Raw genomic sequence first — 18576 nt, forward strand, 5'->3', positions numbered from 1 at the left:
CAGCAAGTGTCATGTTTGGCTTGCCTCCTCATATAAGAAACACCTGACGCTTCTGCCATTTTCAAATGTGTTCAGCTTGGGCAATTCTTCTTTGCAACGATCCATGACTTTCGGACATCTAGGAGCAAAGCGGCAGCCAGCCGGAAGCTGATCTGGCGCAGGGACATTTCCTTTTATCGCCGTTAATGGCTGAATCTCTCCGTCAATGACCGGAATGGATTCAAGCAGTCCTTCTGTGTATGGATGAAGCGGCTGATCAAACAACTCTTCGACAGTTCCGTTTTCAACAACCTGTCCGCAGTACATGACAATAACCCGATCTGCTACTTCCGACACAACACCTAAATCGTGCGTAATGAGAAGAATAGATGTACCAAAGGTTGAACATAAATCTTTCATTAAGGTAAGCACCTGGGCTTGTATGGTCACATCAAGAGCAGTAGTCGGTTCATCCGCAATGAGGAGCTTCGGATCACAGCTTAGCGCAATGGCAATCATTACTCGTTGACGCATACCACCGGATAAACGGTGCGGATAATCTTTGATGATTTGTTCTGGCCTGGAAAAACCTACAAGCTTCAGCAAGTCAATCGCTTTTTTGGTCGCTTCTTTTTTTGAAAGTTTTTTGTGGTAAATGAGGATTTCTGTTATTTGTTCCCCGATGGTTAAGACGGGATTAAGTGAGGTCATGGGTTCCTGAAAAATCATGGATACATCATTACCCCGAATACTGCACAATTCCTTTTCACTATATGTAACAAGGTCTTTTCCATCAAGCTTAATGGAACCATCCATAATCTTCCCACCAGTCCCATTAATCAGACCCATGATGGATAAAGACGTAATACTTTTACCAGACCCAGACTCACCGACTAAGGCGACTGTTTCTCCTTTTTTAATACGAAAATCAACGCCATCAACAGCAGGTATTGGTTCCTTTTTTCGAAAAAAGTATGTTTTTAAGTTTTGCACTTCAAGCAGTGTGCTCATGCATTCGCCCCTTTCTTCATAGATCAAATGAACCGAATCAAAAGATTCCGCCTTTTCAGAATAGAAAGAATGATCAAAATTTATATTTGTATATTATTACATCGTCATGACGAAATCAAGAAGTATTTAGTAAAATTGTAATATGTCACTTTTTATGTGAATTATTCTCATTGTGACTCTATCGCTTTTAAAAAGGTTTCGGCAGGCTCTGCAATCATAGACTCCTCGCTGATTCTGTGCTCACTGAAATACTTTTTCACGATATAAAACCCAGTGGCGTACCCAAGCATTTTAGGGTAGTTCCCTTTTCCATAAAGGAGGTTCTGTATCAGTCTTTCGTCGTCCTGAACTTTCTTATCAAGGTGACTGGATACCCATTTTTTGTACATGCGCTGAAGCTGCGCTTCGTCATATAAAGTCGTCCACTTTGCTGTATAGCTTTCTCCATACCTATGATACACAGCATATTCAGCGAGCCCCTCCATCATGATTGTATCAAGGAATGTAAAATCTTTTTCTTCTTTCGTGAGAAAATGCAACCTGCATACATGGTGATATTCATGTGTCAGCAATGTAGCAATTCTCTCTTTCGGCGTATGCGGGGATAAAAAAAGAAAGATTTTGTCGTCAAATGCCATACCGGATTGGTAGTAAAATTGTTCTCTGATCTCTTTACTGCTCTCATTGACAGGTAAAATAAAGACAGGAACATCAGGACCTTCCCACTCTTTTTGCAGCGCTTTGTATTCTTTCATCACGAGCTTGAAGTACCCTGTTTCTTTGAGCTTGTCGATCATTTCCTGGCAGGCATTCCATGACCGAACCATCCCGTGATGCTGTAAATGAGTGAGAATAGATGACCATTCTTTTTTCGATGCTCCTTTAAAATAAGGGACAAAACGTGCCGCCAGCTCTTGAAAAGATGATGATTGCTCAATGAGATATTGTGTATTGATCAGACCCATACCGCTGAACACCTCCATTTTCATCATATGCAAAAAGGCGGCGATCTGTTTATAGATCGCCGCCTTCTCAGAGCATATTACGCTTCGTATTTTTTGAAAATAATTGTCGCATTATGCCCGCCAAAGCCAAGTGAGTTACTCAAAGCAACTTGTACTTCTTTTGAACGTGCTTCATTTGCTACATAATCAAGATCACATTCTTCATCTGGTGTTTCAAGGTTAATTGTTGGCGGAATGACACTGTCTTTGATCGCAAGAACAGAGAAAATCGCTTCTACTCCGCCTGCTGCACCAAGTAAGTGACCTGTCATTGATTTTGTCGAACTGATCGCAAGCTGATTCGCATGCTCTCCGAACACTTCTTTAATCGCCATGGTTTCAAATTTATCATTGTACGGCGTGCTTGTTCCGTGGGCATTGATATAATCAATTTCTTCCACTTTTAAGCCTGCATCACGAATCGCTTCTTTCATCGCACGGACGCCGCCTTCTCCGTTTGGAGCAGGTGCTGTAATATGGTATGCGTCTCCAGTTGAACCGTATCCAACGATTTCTGCATAAATCGTCGCTCCGCGTTTTAACGCATGCTCTAATTCTTCGAGAACCACAATCCCCGCTCCCTCACCCATGACAAATCCGTCACGGTTTTTATCAAATGGACGGCTTGCTGTATTTGGATCAGGATTTGTCGAAAGAGCTTTGTTCGCGCAAAAGCCAGCAAACGACATTTTCGTTAAAGGCGCTTCTGTTCCGCCTGTAATCATCGCATCGGCATCTCCGCGCTGAATGACTTTAAATGCGTCACCAATGGAGTTTGTTCCTGTTGCACACGCTGTGACTGTACAAGAGTTAACCCCTTTTGCGCCAAGTGCAATGGAGATTTGGCCTGTCGCCATATCTGGAATCATCATTGGGACAAAGAAAGGACTTACGCGTCTTGCCCCTTTATTTGAATACACTTCGAACTGCTCTTCAAATGTTTCAAGTCCGCCAATACCAGATCCAACCCACACGCCAACACGCGGTGCGATTTCATCGGTAATTTCAAGGCGTGAATCTTCTAGAGCCTTTTGAGCAGCAACGACTGCATATTGTGTGAAGCGCGCCATTTTTCTCGCTTCTTTTTTCTCCATGTAATCTTCGATGTTAAAATCTTTTAGTTCTGCAGCTACTTTTGCGGTATATTCGCTTGAATCGACACGTGTAATCGGGCCAACACCTGATACACCCGCTACAGCATTTTTCCATGTTGTCTCTACATCGTTGCCAAGAGGTGTCAAAGCACCTAATCCTGTAACAACTACCCGTTTCTTATCCATTAATTTGTGCACCTCACTCTTTTATCGGCCCCATCGCATAGCGATTGCGCCCCACGTTAATCCACCACCAAAACCAACCATTACAATCACATCGCCGTCATGAATTTTTCCGGCTTCGATTTCTTCACATAGTGAAATTGGAATGGATGCTGCTGATGTGTTTCCATATTTATGGACAGTCTTCGACATTTTTTCAACTGGCAGCTCTAAGCGTTCACGTGCTGCTTCCATAATGCGAATATTTGCTTGGTGAGGGATTAAGAAGTCAACGTCTTCTTTAGAGAGTCCAGCTTTTTCGATGACGTTTACACTTGATTCACCCATTTGTCTCACAGCAAATTTAAATACTTCTCGTCCATTCATGATTGTATGATCTTTTTCATCTAAGTACAAGTGCTTCCCGCCGCTTCCATCGGCTCCAAGCTCAAATGATAGAATTCCTTTTCCTTCGCTCACTGGTCCTAGTACGGCAGCGCCTGCTCCATCTCCAAACAAGACAGCCGTATTGCGGTCATCCCAGTCGGTAATGCGAGAGAGCTTTTCTACACCAACGACAAGTACGTGTTTGTATGTGCCTGATTCGATAAATTGTTTTCCAGTAACAAGCCCATACATAAAGCCAGCGCAGGCAGCGCTAATATCCATTGCACATGCTTTATGTGCACCGAGCTGCTCTTGAATCATACAAGCGACTGTCGGAAATGCTTGATCTGGCGTAACTGTCGCTACAAGAATCATATCAATATCTTCTGCAGCTACATCTGCATCAGCTAATGCTTTTTTTGCAGCAGCAAGCGCCATATGAGATGTATTGACATCATCAGATGCAATTCTTCTTTCTTCTATACCTGTTCTAGTACGAATCCACTCGTCAGAAGTTTCAACCATTTTTTCTAAATCACGATTTGTTAATACTTTTTCAGGTATATAGCGGCCAAGGCCAATAATTCCAGCATTCATTGAATAAGACTCCTTTTACTCATACGAGCATATAATATTGTGATCTTATATTAGTATCTGGTACTAATTTTACCTTATTTTTTTCTCCTTGGCAATACAAACGTCTAACCTTTCCTCTCACTTTTTTCATAGATTAATGATATACCAATAGTAGAAAGGAACATGTGATATGGCGCAAAAAGATATTTTCTCAGCAATGATGTTTGGACAGCCGCTTGAAAAGGAAAAAAACAAATCAGAATCAAAGGAGGAACGCAAGGATTCATCTTCAAGTGATGACTCAATTGACTATATGCATGTCATGAATCAGATTGGGAACATTATGAATTCGATTGATGAATTGAAGCCTGTGTTTAAAGATGTCGGCCCTATGATTAGTGCCTTCAAGAAAAAATTATCATAAAAAAAAGCCACTATTGTGTGGCTTTTTCTGATTCTGCATCTGCTCTTCCAAGCTCATATGCCTCTTGCATGACAGATGTAAACAATGATAGAAGCGGCTGAAGTGCTTCTGGATCAAGCTGAACCCCTGCTTTATCTAATTCTTCTTTTGCTTGCGGAAAATACTTCATCGCAATTTGTAAAAACTCCATCGATTTTTCGTTCTGCATGTTCAACGTCCTCACTTTTCATTAGGCAGTTTGCCCGTTTTTTTGTAATACGAGATATCATTCTCTATGTCTTTCACAAAATCGCGGTCAATGGTTGAGCTAAATTTACCCATTTCGATCACTCCTTCTTTAAAGTCAAAGGAGTATTCACCTTCGTTTAGTTTGCCTTCATTAAACTTCTTCGCAATGATACTGTACGCTTTATCAACATGCTGTACTGTGCTGGTTAAGACGGTATGGCTTCCAAGGTTCGATTGATCAGTGACATATCCGATCGCAGATAAATTGTCGTTTTTGATTTGTTCAATGACAGGGATATTATAACCATCACCTGCTGGATACACAACATCTACACCTTGTTTTTTCAATTTTTGATAGAGGTTCACAGCTTTGTCAGCATCATCCCAGTTTTCGACAAATTCCGCTAGAACTTGCACATGTGCGTCTTGATATTTTGCCCCTTTGATAAAGCCGTCTACTTCGCTTTGCCAATCATATGTAGCAAGAATACCAATCTTTTTTGTTTTGGACATATGTGCTGCAGTCATGCCTCCGAAAAAGCCCATTGCTTCTCCTTTAAACGTCACGTTTGTGACATTGTCAGCCTGAGGCTTGCCTCCATTGACCGTAATAAATTGTGTTTTTGGATAATCTTCACTGATCAAGTTGAAAATTTCGCTGTATTCATTGCCATGGCCAATAATCAAATTGACTCCTTTTTTATGGAACTCTTCAATGGCATCAACGATTTTCTCCTTGTCGACCATGCCTTCCTTATAATAAACATCTACACCAAATGTTGATTGGATATTTAATAAGCCTTTATAACCTTTCGTTCCCCAAACTTGATCATTAATCGTATCGGGGACGAGTAAACCCACCTTCTCAATATGTCCTTTTAAAGGCGCCTGCGAGCAGGCAGATAATAAAAGAAGGAACGAAAAGATCATGACAAGCCGTTGGTACTTCATGCCATGTTCAACTCCCTTTGCAACACGCAGGTATGAACCTGTATGTTAAATATAGGTTTATTTTATACTGAAAAAAGATAAGATGGAAGATCATTCTTGCTTTTTGTCGAAAAATGTTGAGTTTTGTCTTTTCCATTCTGCAATTATTTCCTTTGCTTGTTGGTCATCGGTTTGTCTTTCGACCTTCAATTGATGCGTCATTTCCTGCCTTTGATCAGTGTGTGACGCCCACTTCAAAAGATCCTTTGCGACATCTTCTACAAAAAATGAGTGATCTTCCCTTGTTCTTCTTTTTTCATCGAGTGACCACGGTCCGAACATACGAGGAAGGACAACAGCTGGCACACGTTGTTTGGACGATTCGTCTTTCGGTTCTTCGAAAAGTAATCGGTACATCCCATGTGTTGCTTTCAACTCTGCCTGTTTTTCATGTGAATCCTCTGATTGAATAAAGATGAGATCATACGCCTCTTTGCTATCCTGAAGGTCAATGACACGAACGAGGTCATTTCGGCCGAGCCACATCATCCGCTCTCCTAATAGCAGCTTTTGCTCTTCTGTCTGATCGTGTGGACACGTGATATCGACTTGTATGCCCTCTTTCATCATATATTCACAAAGTGTCAGGCCAAAAAATTCATCTGCACCTATGATCAATCCTGTTTCCATCTTCATGTCCCCTTTTTTAGCATATCGAATAAAAAGAAGAGCCCTTTCTATGAAGGGCTGTTATCATCCTATTCATTACAATTCTCTTTCATGCGATTTATAAAACTTGTGAATGGACTGAAAGATTCTTCTTGGATGATCAAACATATGCAAGGTCTGATCGACCTGACCATGGTCTGCATTCATCATGTGCTGATCAATAAAAGGTTTTGCATGCAGCTCATACGCGTATGGTGCAACATTTAACCTTTGCCATATATGAATCGGTACATGAGCTGAATGAACGGGGCAAGAAGGAAGTGGATACGTTTCTGCTTCCTGTTCAGAGCAGCCGTAGCTCTGCGCCAGCTCCCTGATCAGCTGTTTGTAGAAAAATTTATGCTCTTTCTCCCTCTCTCTATGTGCACTAAGATCTAAACAAGGATTGAGCATTGCAATGGATCTTAACACTTCCGGCATTTCTTCAGCAAGACTCATCGCAATGAGTGCCCCCATTCCTTCTGCAAGCACGTGAATCTCTCGGTTTAATATTTCTTGTTTTAATGAATAATGAATGAGTTGTTTAGCATCAAAGACAGCGTCTTCACATCCCCAGTGGTTGCCATGAAGATGACTATTAAACAATGTATACCCTTCATCCTTTAAAGCAGTTAAAAGCTGGTTTCTCCCATAATGCTGAAGCCAGAATGATGTGTTTTCCTGCACAAAGTGATTCCGGTCACCGAGGATTAGAATGCCAAAGCCATTTGGTTTTTGAGGAAGGTGGATGACGTTCCACTGGGAACCAAGCTGAATAAAACGTTCACTTACACCCATATGGCTAGCCTCCTTTCAGTGATTCTGCTTTCTATGATATGAGAAACAACTCATCTACGAATAAGGAAATCCCCTAATATGAAAGAAATCTTCTTAATCTTTTAAGCGAATCTGACATTTGATGGAAATATATAAGCGGTTCTTTCCTATATCGTCAGAACTTTTTTGATTGATTATAAACATTTTTTAATATCAAGAATCGCTTGCAGGTGCATTCCCTCGTGAAAGATGGTTCGCATCAACACTTGTTCAATGGTTCGCATCCCCATTTCAGTAGGGGGATATTCGACTTCTAAGCGACGTGAGTATTTTTCCATTATTTTACCAGGCTGTTCTTCCAGCCTTTTTTTTAATTGTAGATAAGAAGGCGTTTCATCTGAAAAATGATCTGGTGTTGTCCCATAACCAAACCATTTGCGAAAAGTATCTGGAACCTCAGTTTTCTCTTTCGTTAAAGTCTCAATCCATAAGTATTGATCCAAGTAAAGATGTCCCATATTCCACCTGATATTATTATGAAAATGATTTGGGATGATCTCAGCTTCATCTGCACTTACATCATCTAAACTATCTAAAATAGCAGCTCGATAAGTCTCTAACTGTTTGAAAAGATTCACATGGCGTTCTTTCATTCTTGTTCCCCTTTCTTATAGGTCAAATATTTTTCATGTTACTTATTATTCAGCGCGTTTTATTTTTTCTCTTGTGCATTTCCCTGTCTACGTGAAGTACAGTCACTTCTTATTATTGGGGCTTCAGTACGAATCCTGCAATAAATACCTGTTTTATCTGCGGGGAATCATCACATTCAACCACTTGTTAAAGTCCAATGATGAAAATGCTCACAATTGGAGCAAAACAGTCTTTTCCCTTACCTCTTATCTATGATATGATAGTCAATAGATTGTTACATAAAGGACGGTGGAATAATGCATTACATTATCACCCTCATTTGGACTTTTCTGCTGACACATATGGCTGGTTACATCGTTGCATCTATGAATGGAGCTGCTTATGATTTTATGTTAACTTCCATTCTTGCAGTAGTGTTTACGGTTATTTTATTCATCTTTGCTGAAGTAAGTCCAATGAAAGAAACGGAAAGTTCAACAAAGCATTCTTAATATGTCTGAAAAAGAGCTGAAATCATTTATTTTAGCTCTTTTTCTTTTTTCAGCGTGATGTGAAAAGCGGCACGCCAAAACCCCCTGTTTAGCAACCAGGGGGTATTTTTTATTGATTTACACCTCAACCGTTTCAGACTGCTGTTTGTCAGCGGTCAAATGGCTTTTTGCAAGCCCTGTAAACAGGAAGATCGCAATGCCTGATAAAATTTCAAGCACGCCTCCCCCAGCAATGACAGGCCCCGCTCCAAATCGTTCTGCCAGAACGCCCGATATAACAGCAGCAAGCGGGAGAAAGACATTGGATGACGCATTGATCACTGCATAGACTTGTGGCTGATCTTCTTGGTCAACAGAGGTTTGAATAATGACCATTTCCGGAACATTAATTGCACTGACCGCTGCACCAAAAATAAAGGATGCAAAAAGAACGACCGGCAGCCATGTGCTCATCCCTGTGATAAAGAACGCTGCACCTTCAATCATACCAGCGACAATAAAGAACAAGCCAAACCGTTTAATTTTCACCTTCGCCAGCGCAAAGCCCATCATAAACGCACCGACTGCGGCGACGCCTCTTAAAATGGAATATACCATTGCATCACTTTGCAGCGCTTCCGCTACGTATACAGCGGATAATGCCTGCCACGGAGCCGCTGCGACATTCATTAAAATACAGTAAAGGGTTAGCGCAAATAAGATGTGATGATTTTTGACGACTAGAAAACCTCTTTTTAGGTTGTACAGATATGTATTCTTTGCTTGTTTAATGTCTGCTGCTTTTTCTTTGCCTGACTTCTTCAGTTTGACGCCAATAATAAACAGGCCAGATATGATAAATAAGACAGTGGTGATCAAGAGGGTATCTGCAGGTCCAATTAATTTGACCAAAAGACCTGCTACCATCACTGCAGCAAGAGCGACAATTTCAAAGGAAGATTGCAGGATGGCATTTGCTTTTTGAATGAGATGCTTCGGAACAATCTGCGGTAAAATCGCCACAGAAGCTGGGTTATATGCTGCACCTGTTGCCGATTGAATAACCATTAATGAGATCAATAACCATAGAGGCAATATGTGCAAAAAATGTAGTAGTGGGATGATGAGTACAATTGTTGCTCGAACGACATCTGAAGCGAACATCCATTTAGACAAATGGTGTTTTTTCATAAGAGGTCCTAGTATTGGGGCTAACAATGATGAAGGAAGAACTGTCACTGCTAGAAGAAGTCCTGTACCGAGCGCTCCATCCCCTCTTAAAATCAATAGCCAAAGAACGGATGTAAAAGCAAAACTTTCACCTGTATTTTTTATGAGCCTTGATATGAATAATGAGGTGAAGCGTTTATTCCAAACACTTTCACTGAGATTCATCTTTTCCATCACACAAATCCTTTCAACTGTTTACTATTTACATATTTTACCTCATTTTCTCTTTTTTTCATACTATTTATTTGAAAATTTGAACTTAATTGTTTTTTATTATAAAGAAAAAAGAGGCATGACACATGCCTCTAAAGACTTATTCATACAGACTCTTAGTCAATTGCTTACGGCTTTCTTTGGTAGGTCCAAACACGGTTATGGTTCGAGTTATCCGGAAAGACGTCGCCTGCTTTAAGCTTAATCTTTAAAGGATCTTTTACCATACTGCCGGTCTCACCGATTTCGATATAGATACCATTATTAGGTGCTTTATTCCCAGATTTAAACTGATGCTGCTGACCCATTTCCATCCTCCTTTCTCGATTGTTGTTATTATGTCCCGTCCATTGCCTCTCCAATCCAATATGCAAAAAGTCCCTGCTCATTCGAGACAGGGACACTTGATCTATTTTGGTTGTTGATACATGAGCTCTTTAATTAACGCTTTTTGCACATGCAAGCGATTTTCTGCCTGCTGAAACACCTTTGAGTGCGGTCCATCAATGATATCAGCTGTCACTTCTTCTCCGCGATGTGCCGGCAGACAATGAAGGAAGATATAATCTTTTGCGGCATGACGCATGAGGTCAATATTAACTTGATATTCTTTAAATTCAGCTAGACGTTTCTCTGTTTCAGCTTCCTGCCCCATGCTTGTAAATACGTCTGAATAAATGACATCTGCATGCTGAACAGCAGCTACTGGATCTGTTGTGACGATCACTTCTGCACCTGATTGTTTGGCAAACTCACGAGCAGTGTCTGTCACGTCTTGAAGTGGTTCATAGCCTTTTGGTGATGCAACAGCAATGTCACAGCCTAATTGCGCACAGCCGACCATCAAGGAATGAGCCACATTATTTCCATCACCGATATATGCCACTTTCACACCTTTTAATGTTCCTTTTGCTTCTTTTATTGTCAATAAATCAGCAAGTGCCTGACATGGATGTGAGTAGTCAGTCAATCCGTTTATGACAGGAATGGATGCGTATTTTGCAAGTTCTTCTACCTTCTCATGTTCAAAGGTTCGAATCATAATACCATCTACATAGCCAGACAGCACCTGGGCGGTATCACTAATCGTTTCTCCTCTGCCAATTTGCAGATCATTTGAGCTGAGGAAAAGTGCATGTCCCCCTAGCTGCGTCATTCCCGCTTCAAACGAGACACGGGTTCTAGTTGAAGATTTTTCAAAGATCATGGCTAACGTTTTTCCTTTGAATAAATCTTGATATGGATGTTGTTTCATTTCTTCTGCTTTTTCAATTAAGTAAGCAATGTCATGGACTGAAAAATCTTTTAGCGATAAAAAGTCTTTTCCGTATAATGTGGGCTGTACGTCGACTTGACTCATGCCGTCACTTCCTTTTTATATAATTCATGGAGAGATACTGGTGAAACATCTCCATCTTTCCCTTGCAGGAATGCTTGAGCTGTTTCATATTCGGTAAGGACTTGAACACCATGTGTGAGGGCTTTTACACGCTGCTCTTTTGCTTCTTCATCATCCCCTAAATGAATGTGAAGAGATTTATCGTCTTGTTGTAGCCAAGATTCAAAGCTGGCCGTCCAGACGTCAAAGCCTGCACGTTTCGCTGCATTTATTAATTGTTCACTGCCTTGTATAAAAAGACTTCCTTTCTTTTGCCAAATTGGCGCAAATACTTTTTTCAAGGCGCTTTCCACATTCTTTCCTACACACATTCCTTCACCTGTCGCTTTCATTTCAGGTGTCAGTTTTAAATCAATATCTTGAATGGCATGAGACGAGAAGACTGGGAATTTAACAGCTGTTCCCCCTTTATTCTTCGTTGAAGGGTTCAATTCTTCAAGCGTCGCACCAGCTAATAACTGGGTAGCCATTGGAATCATTTCAATGCCCATGACTTTACTAACAACTGGGACCGTTCTGCTTGCCCGAGGGTTCACCTCTAATACAAGCGCCTGATCCCCTTTGATCACAAATTGAATATTCATGATGCCTTTAAATGCTAATTTCTTTGCTATTTGTTCAGAGGCGCTGTACACCTGCTGTTTGATGTCCTCACTGATGGAGACACTTGGTAAGATGGCAAAGCTGTCACCTGAGTGTACGCCCGCTTTTTCAATATGCTCAACGATCGTTGGAATGAATGTCTTCTTGCCGTCAGAAATGAGATCGACTTCAACTTCTTTTCCAGTGACGTACTCATCAATGAGGATCGGATAAGGCAAATGATCCGGCTGATCAAGCAGTGATGCCAATTGATCTTCTGATTGAACAACGATCATCCCCATTCCGCCAATGACATACGATGGACGAATAAGGACAGGATACCCGATGCTTGCGGCATGCACGAGTGCTTCCTCTTTTGAATGAGCTGTATCTCCTTTTGCATGAGGCAGATTCAGTTCATCAAGAAGCTGATAGAACAAATCACGATCCTCTAATGCATCTAATGTGGCAAAGGATGTACCTAACAAAGTGACTCCGGCTTTTTCTAAACCTTCTGCCACATTAATCGCTGTCTGTCCGCCAAACTGAACGATGACAAAATCAATTTGTTCCGCTTCAACTACGTTTAAGATATGCTCTAACGTAATTGGTTCAAAGTATAAACGATCGGCAATCTCATAATCGGTACTTACCGTTTCTGGATTATTGTTCATCATGATGGTTTCAAATCCAAGCTTTTGCAAGGTAAGAACTCCATGCACAGCACTATAATCAAACTCAACTCCTTGCCCAATTCGAATCGGACCTGAGCCAATGATGAGTGCACGCTGCTTTGTTTTCTGCTGATGCTCGCCATCACTTTTTCCAAAGTACGTAGAATAGAAGTAATTCGTTTTCGCATCGAATTCCGCAGCACATGTATCGACAATTTTAAATGAAGCAGCAATGCCATATTCTTGACGAAGCTGTCTAATCGCTTCTTCACTGCTCCCCGTGAGAAAAGCGATTGTTTCATCAAGGAAGCCCTTTTCCTTTACCTTTTTCAAAGTGTCTTTTGATAACGTTCCCTTATGCTCCTTCAGCTCCTGTTCAAGTGTGATCATATGCTTGAACACATGTAAGAAAAATAGATCAATTTTCGTCACTTGATGAATCGTTTCAACCGTTTCTTGTCTGGAAAGAAGCTCCATGACAGCGAAGAAGCGGCGATCGTCAGGTGTTTTGATTAATTCAAATAATTGTTCAGTTGATTGTTCTTTCAGTTCGAGCAAATGGAAGCCTTTTGTGTTGATCTCAAGTGATGCGACTGCTTTTTGAATGGCGGATTCTAAATTACGGTCAATGGCCATGACTTCACCAGTCGCCTTCATTTTTGTGCCTAATTTGCGATCTGCCTGTTTAAATTTATCGAACGGCCAGCGCGGGAATTTCACCACAACATAATCGAGTGCCGGCTCAAAGCTAGCATAGGTTGTACCTGTGAGCGGGTTTTTCAATTCGTCTAATGTATAGCCGACCGCAAGCTTTGCGGCCATTTTGGCAATCGGATAGCCTGTTGCTTTTGATGCAAGAGCGGAAGAACGGCTGACCCGAGGATTGACCTCGATGACGAAATATTCTTTGCTGAGTGGATCAAGAGCAAATTGGATGTTGCATCCGCCAACGACATCCAGTGCTGAAATGATTTTCAGACTCGCTGAGCGGAGCATTTGATAATCCTGATCCGTTAATGTCTGTGACGGTGCAACGACAATCGAGTCTCCTGTATGCACACCAACTGGATCGATATTTTCCATGTTACAAACAGTAATACACGTATTTTGACGATCTCTCATGACCTCATATTCGACTTCTTTAAAGCCCGCAATGCTTTTTTCTACTAGACACTGGTGAATCGGACTCGCTAGAAGGGCCCCTTCAATGAGCGGTTTAAAAGCCTCTTCCGTTAAAGCGATTCCTCCCCCTTTACCGCCAAGTGTGTAGGCTGGTCGAAGAATAACAGGGAAGCCCACTTCTTTTGCAAATTGAAGCGCGTCTTTCGCATTATCCACAATTTCACTTTCTGGTACAGGTTCGTTCAAATGCTTCATGAGGGCACGGAATTTCTCACGATCTTCACCGTTTTCAATTGTTTCAACTGACGTACCGAGCAGTTTCACCCCATGCTTTTTTAGCACGCCGGCTTTTTCTAACTCGACAGCAAGGTTGAGCGCCGTCTGTCCGCCAAGGTTGGCTAAGAGCCCATCCGGTTTCTCCTTTTCAATGATTCTTGTCACTGAATCAACTGAAAGCGGTTCAAAATAGATTTCATCAGCAAATGACTCGTCTGTCATAATGGTTGCCGGGTTGTTATTGACTAAAATGACGTTGTAGCCTTCTTCTTTTAAGGCCATACATCCTTGTGTACCTGAGTAATCAAATTCTGCTGCCTGACCAATGATGATTGGACCAGACCCGATGACTAGAATGGTTTGTATGCTTTGATCTTTAGGCATGTGCAACTTCTCTCCTTGCTTGTTTCACTTTCTCAATAAAATCATCGAAAACCCATTCACTTTCAGCAGGCCCTGGGTGTGCTTCTGGATGAAACTGAACTGACATAATCAGTTTCTCTTTATGAATGAATCCTTCAACAGATCCGTCATTCACGTGGAGGAATTTGACATCCACTTCTTTGTCATTCATGCTTTTTTCATTGACTACGTAGCTGTGATTTTGACTTGTCATAAAGACACGTTTTGATTCTGTATCTTGTACGGGGTGATTCGCTCCTCTGTGCCCAAAAGGAAGCTTATACGTATCTCCGCCGAGTGCAAGAGCAATTAATTGATGACCTAAGCAAATACCAAGTGTTGGGAAGGTCATCATGATGTGATGAATGGTCTTTAAATAAGGCTTCATTGTTTTGGGATCTCCAGGTCCGTTTGACAGCAGAATCGCGTCTGGCTTGATGTCAAACACCTTTTCCATTTGCTTGTATGGAATGACTGTTACTTGACAGCCGCGCGCCTCAAGTGAGTCTGCAATTGACTTTTTAAAGCCAAAATCAATGAGCGCCACATGTTCTTGACCGCTGCCTTGTGTGTAGATCTCATCTTCTGTTACCTGCTCGACCACATTGACTTGCTTCATCGCCGGCGGCGTTTCGTTTTCGTCTAAACTGAGGACAGCATTCATTGTGCCGTTTGCCCGGATTTTCTGCACAACAGCGCGGGTATCTGTATGTGTAAGAAGCGGAATGTTCCACTTTTGTAAATATTCTTTTATGCTTACCGCTGCTAGATGGTGAGAAAAGTGCTCCGCTGCCTCATAGACAACCACAGCTTTTACTTGTGGTTTTTTGCTCTCAAAGTCTTCATGATTGATGCCATAATTTCCGATGAGCGGATACGTGAAAACAATGATCTGTCCTTTATAGGAAGGGTCTGTGAGCACCTCTTGATAACCTGTCATGCCTGTAAAAAAGACCACTTCACCAGTCATGCCAGCATCTCCTGTCAGATCTCCTTCAAAAGAGGCTCCATCTTCTAAATTTAAATAACCTTTCATGCTTGTGTCACCCCAAAATGAATAATTAATTATATAAATGTATTTTTATGCGAATTGATGTAAAAAAATTTACACTGTCACCGTTTCATTTGCTAAAACTTGAATAATCGCTTCTATTGCTTGATCCAATTCTGCTTTTTCCACATTGAGCGGAGGTAATAAACGAATGACATTCGGACCCGCTGGAAGCACCAGCAAACCTTGTTCTCTAAGGGCTGTAATATAATCACCGACTGGCTGATGACACTCAATCCCCGCCATTAATCCTTTTCCTCGTACTTCTTTTACGATGTTCAGCTGTTTGACATCTTGCAGTTTTGTTAAAAGGTAAGCACCCTTTTCTTTGACCTCTGAAAGAAATTCTTCTTTGAATATCACATCAAGAGTTGCGTTCACAGCTGACATGGCGAGCATGTTGCCACCAAATGTTGTGCCATGTGAACCTGGTGAGAATGCGTCTCCTAAAGCTTTTTTTCCTATCACCGCACCGACTGGGAAACCATTTCCTAACCCTTTTGCAGCTGAGATAATATCAGGATCAAGTCCCGCTTGCTCGTATGCAAATGCTGTACCTGTTCTTCCAATGCCCGTTTGGATTTCATCTACGATGAGCAGTGCTTGATGTTTTTTGCAAAACGCTTGAACTGCCTCTAGAAATTCCCCTGTAGCCGGATTCACTCCACCTTCACCTTGCACCACTTCCAGCATGACCGCTGCCACATCATCTACTTCACATGATGCAATAGCTTCAGGGTCATTAAACGGTACATAATGAAAGCCTTCCAGCATCGGTCCAAAACCAGTTTTGATTTTATCTTGACCTGTGGCAGCCATACCAGCATACGTGCGCCCATGGAAAGAGTGCAAAAATGTCACAATATTTGTTTTCCCTGTCGCTTTACGTGCTAATTTAATGGCTCCTTCATTTGCTTCAGCCCCGCTATTGCAGAAAAATACGAGATCCCCTGAACTGTTTGCTGCCAGCTTTTCTGCTGCTTTTTCTTGCAGACCATTTTCAAACAGGTTCGATACATGCCAGACCTCGTCAAGCTGCTTCTTGATGGCTTGATTGACCTTTGGGTGATTGTGACCTAAGTTTGTCACCGCAATGCCTTGAATAAAGTCTAAATACTTTTTCCCATTTGTATCGACTGCCCAAGAACCTGATGCCTCTTTAATTTCAACATTCCACCGGCCATACGTTTGAAAGAGATGACTCACAGGACCGCCTCCTTTTGTTTCACAATTCTTGTTCCTTTAAACGTTTCCCCTGTAAAGAGACTGCCTTTGCCATTGACGATCATGACTTCATCCACGTCTCCTGATAAAGCACTTAAAGCTGATTGAACTTTTGGAATCATTCCCCCGGAAATAATTCCTTCATCAATGAGTGAAAGGGCTTCCTGTTCGGTGACGATGTCTAACAGCTCACCATCTTTTAAGATGCCTTCCACGTCTGTGACAAACATCAGTTTGTCGGCTTTCATGGCTCCTGCAACAGCTGATGCTGCTAAATCGGCATTCACATTTAAGGTTTGGCATTCTTCGGTCATAGATAGCGGAGCAATGACAGGAATGAATTGTTTATCCATTAAAGCTTCTGCCATCTCAGGATTGACTTCTTTGATTTCACCAACGTAGCCATACACATCTTGATCAAGAAAATCCGCGATAAGCATCTGTCCATCTTTACCAGATACACCAACAGATGAAATATCATGCTTTGCCAGTTCTGAAACAAAGTATTTATTCACCGTTCCCGAAAGAACCATTTCGGCTACCTCTAACACCGGCTTTGTTGTTTTGCGCTGTCCATCAACAAATTCCGTTTTCACATCTAATTTTTGCAGCATGCTGGTGATTTCAGGACCTCCGCCATGTACGATAGCCAGCTTAAATCCAGCAGCTTGAAGTGAGCGGACATTTTCATAAAAGGTTTCTGAAAGTTCTCGAATGACACTGCCTCCACACTTGAACACGATCGTTTTATCCATGTCTATCCCCTTCATTATGTGCGATAGCTCGCGTTAATTTTCACGTAATCATAGGTAAGGTCACAGCCCCATGCTGCCGCTTCACCATTTCCTTCATTCATTTGAATCAAAATCGTAACCTCATCCTGCTCTAAATACGCTTTGGCTTCCTCTTCTGAAAAAGGCTGTGGTTCATTATGTTTAAACAGACATTGCCCGCCTAAATAAACTTCAACCTCTTCCGGTGTAACTGAAGCTGCGCTATGACCGATGGCTCCGACAATCCGTCCCCAGTTTGCATCCGTGCCATATACGGCTGTTTTCACAAGACTTGAACCTACGATTTTTTTCGCAATGATACCGGCTTCTAAGTTGTTTTTAGCACCTACGACTTTCGCTTCGATTAATTTGGTTGCGCCTTCTCCGTCTCTTGCAATCTCTTTTGCTAAATCCTCACAAGCTCGTTTTAATCCTTCTTTAAACAATGGCCATTCTGGATGTTCTTCATTTAACGCATGATTTTCTGCCATTCCATTTGCCATCACAAGCACCATATCGTTTGTCGATGTTTCTCCATCGACGGTAATCTGGTTAAAAGTCACATCTGTAATGTCACGAAGTGCATTTTGTAAGGCTTCCTGTTCGACATTTGCATCTGTTGTGACAAAGCCAAGCATTGTTGCCATGTTCGGATGAATCATACCAGAACCCTTTGCTGCACCTGAAATAAGAATCTCTTTACCGTCTATCGTCAGGGTGTATGTTGTATTTTTAATGACCGTATCTGTCGTTAAGATCGCCTCTTCAAAATGACCTTTTTCTGCTTTTGCTTCTTTTAGCTCGGTGATGCCTTTTTTGATTTTATCCATATCCAGGCATTCGCCAATGACGCCAGTAGACGAGACGGCAATGTAATCAGGTTCTGTCCCTAACATGTCTGCACAGGCTGCCTGCATGTCGTATGCATCCTTTAATCCCTGCTCACCAGTACATGCGTTAGCGATGGCACTATTGACAATCACACCTTTTAATTGACCCGTCTTTTTTAAGCTTTTTTGTGTGACTTGTAGAGGCGCAGCTTGAAAGTGACTTTGTGTGTATACCGCGGCACTCGTTGCTGGTACTTCACTGACGATCAAGCCAAGGTCTTTTTTTGAATAGCGTAATCCAATATGAATTCCCTTCGCTTCAAAGCCTTTTGGTGATGATACGTCACCGTCTATTTTGACAATTTTTTTCTCATTCAATTCGATCATGTTTGTTGT

At 41.7% G+C, this 18576-nt stretch carries 19 protein-coding genes; 2 read left to right on the forward strand and 17 right to left on the reverse strand.

The annotated features are described in order from the left end of the window. Positions 1–9 precede the first annotated feature (9 nt). From BK049_RS02585 to BK049_RS02600, 4 genes are all read right to left on the reverse strand, one after another. Positions 10–990 carry an ABC transporter ATP-binding protein gene (locus tag BK049_RS02585; protein ID WP_071167785.1) on the reverse strand — a complete coding sequence of 327 codons (981 nt, stop codon included), beginning with the start codon at positions 988–990 and terminating at the stop codon, positions 10–12. Between the two features lie 167 nt (positions 991–1157). Next, positions 1158–1955, reverse strand: coding sequence for a DUF2268 domain-containing putative Zn-dependent protease (locus BK049_RS02590; protein ID WP_008355281.1), 798 nt, complete (start codon positions 1953–1955; stop codon positions 1158–1160). A gap of 77 nt (positions 1956–2032) precedes the next feature. Further along, entirely contained in the window at positions 2033–3274 is a 1242-nt protein-coding gene (gene fabF / locus BK049_RS02595) for a beta-ketoacyl-ACP synthase II (protein WP_071167786.1), read from the reverse strand. A 21-nt stretch (positions 3275–3295) separates the two neighbouring features. Further along, complete coding sequence (locus BK049_RS02600; protein ID WP_071167787.1) at positions 3296–4234, reverse strand: beta-ketoacyl-ACP synthase III; 939 nt, start codon at positions 4232–4234, stop codon at positions 3296–3298. A gap of 169 nt (positions 4235–4403) precedes the next feature. Between BK049_RS02600 and BK049_RS02605 the strand changes: the two genes are divergently transcribed. Continuing rightward, positions 4404–4637: a hypothetical protein gene (locus BK049_RS02605; protein ID WP_008355274.1), complete on the forward strand. Its 234-nt coding sequence runs from the start codon at positions 4404–4406 to the stop codon at positions 4635–4637. Between the two features lie 10 nt (positions 4638–4647). On the opposite strand, the gene BK049_RS02610 is transcribed toward BK049_RS02605, so the two are convergent. The 5 genes from BK049_RS02610 to BK049_RS02630 form a co-directional block, all read right to left on the reverse strand. Continuing rightward, on the reverse strand, positions 4648–4845 hold the full coding sequence (locus BK049_RS02610) for a ComZ family protein (protein WP_008355272.1): 198 nt from the start codon (positions 4843–4845) through the stop codon (positions 4648–4650). Positions 4846–4856: 11 nt separating this feature from the next. Beyond that, positions 4857–5816 (reverse strand): BMP family ABC transporter substrate-binding protein, encoded by a 960-nt coding sequence (locus tag BK049_RS02615; protein ID WP_008355270.1) that lies wholly within the window; start codon positions 5814–5816, stop codon positions 4857–4859. A 90-nt stretch (positions 5817–5906) separates the two neighbouring features. After that, a complete protein-coding gene (locus tag BK049_RS02620; protein ID WP_008355268.1) occupies positions 5907–6485 on the reverse strand; it encodes a hypothetical protein in 579 nt (192 codons plus the stop codon). Between the two features lie 75 nt (positions 6486–6560). Continuing rightward, positions 6561–7301, reverse strand: coding sequence for an alpha/beta fold hydrolase (locus tag BK049_RS02625; protein ID WP_008355266.1), 741 nt, complete (start codon positions 7299–7301; stop codon positions 6561–6563). A 173-nt stretch (positions 7302–7474) separates the two neighbouring features. Further along, on the reverse strand, positions 7475–7933 hold the full coding sequence (locus tag BK049_RS02630) for a DinB family protein (RefSeq protein ID WP_071167788.1): 459 nt from the start codon (positions 7931–7933) through the stop codon (positions 7475–7477). Positions 7934–8230: 297 nt separating this feature from the next. Here BK049_RS02630 and BK049_RS02635 point away from each other — a divergent pair, with 297 nt between their 5' ends. Continuing rightward, on the forward strand, positions 8231–8425 hold the full coding sequence (locus tag BK049_RS02635; RefSeq protein WP_071167789.1) for a YjzD family protein: 195 nt from the start codon (positions 8231–8233) through the stop codon (positions 8423–8425). A gap of 117 nt (positions 8426–8542) precedes the next feature. Here the strand turns inward: BK049_RS02635 and BK049_RS02640 are convergent, their stop codons facing one another. From BK049_RS02640 to argJ, 8 genes are all read right to left on the reverse strand, one after another. Beyond that, positions 8543–9808 (reverse strand): MFS transporter, encoded by a 1266-nt coding sequence (locus BK049_RS02640; RefSeq protein WP_071167790.1) that lies wholly within the window; start codon positions 9806–9808, stop codon positions 8543–8545. Positions 9809–9975: 167 nt separating this feature from the next. Beyond that, on the reverse strand, positions 9976–10155 hold the full coding sequence (locus BK049_RS02645; protein WP_071167791.1) for a YjzC family protein: 180 nt from the start codon (positions 10153–10155) through the stop codon (positions 9976–9978). A gap of 101 nt (positions 10156–10256) precedes the next feature. Next, positions 10257–11207, reverse strand: a complete 951-nt coding sequence (gene argF / locus BK049_RS02650; protein ID WP_071167792.1) for an ornithine carbamoyltransferase — start codon at positions 11205–11207, stop codon at positions 10257–10259. After that, positions 11204–14284 (reverse strand): carbamoyl-phosphate synthase (glutamine-hydrolyzing) large subunit, encoded by a 3081-nt coding sequence (locus BK049_RS02655; protein ID WP_071167793.1) that lies wholly within the window; start codon positions 14282–14284, stop codon positions 11204–11206. Before BK049_RS02655 ends, argF begins: the two co-directional genes overlap by 4 nt. Continuing rightward, positions 14277–15338: a carbamoyl phosphate synthase small subunit gene (locus BK049_RS02660; RefSeq protein WP_008355254.1), complete on the reverse strand. Its 1062-nt coding sequence runs from the start codon at positions 15336–15338 to the stop codon at positions 14277–14279. The genes BK049_RS02655 and BK049_RS02660 overlap by 8 nt, the downstream gene beginning before the upstream one ends. A gap of 69 nt (positions 15339–15407) precedes the next feature. Continuing rightward, positions 15408–16559 (reverse strand): acetylornithine transaminase, encoded by a 1152-nt coding sequence (locus BK049_RS02665; protein ID WP_008355252.1) that lies wholly within the window; start codon positions 16557–16559, stop codon positions 15408–15410. Next, the gene (gene argB, locus BK049_RS02670) at positions 16556–17332 is read right to left on the reverse strand and encodes an acetylglutamate kinase (RefSeq protein ID WP_008355249.1); all 777 of its coding nucleotides are present in this window, start codon (positions 17330–17332) and stop codon (positions 16556–16558) included. The genes BK049_RS02665 and argB overlap by 4 nt, the downstream gene beginning before the upstream one ends. A 14-nt stretch (positions 17333–17346) precedes the next feature. Further along, on the reverse strand, positions 17347–18567 hold the full coding sequence (argJ, locus tag BK049_RS02675; protein WP_008355247.1) for a bifunctional ornithine acetyltransferase/N-acetylglutamate synthase: 1221 nt from the start codon (positions 18565–18567) through the stop codon (positions 17347–17349). Between the last annotated feature and the right edge of the window lie 9 nt (positions 18568–18576).

It is taken from the genome of Bacillus xiamenensis (genome assembly GCF_001857925.1).
In the GTDB taxonomy this organism is placed as follows: Bacteria; Bacillota; Bacilli; order Bacillales; family Bacillaceae; genus Bacillus; species Bacillus xiamenensis.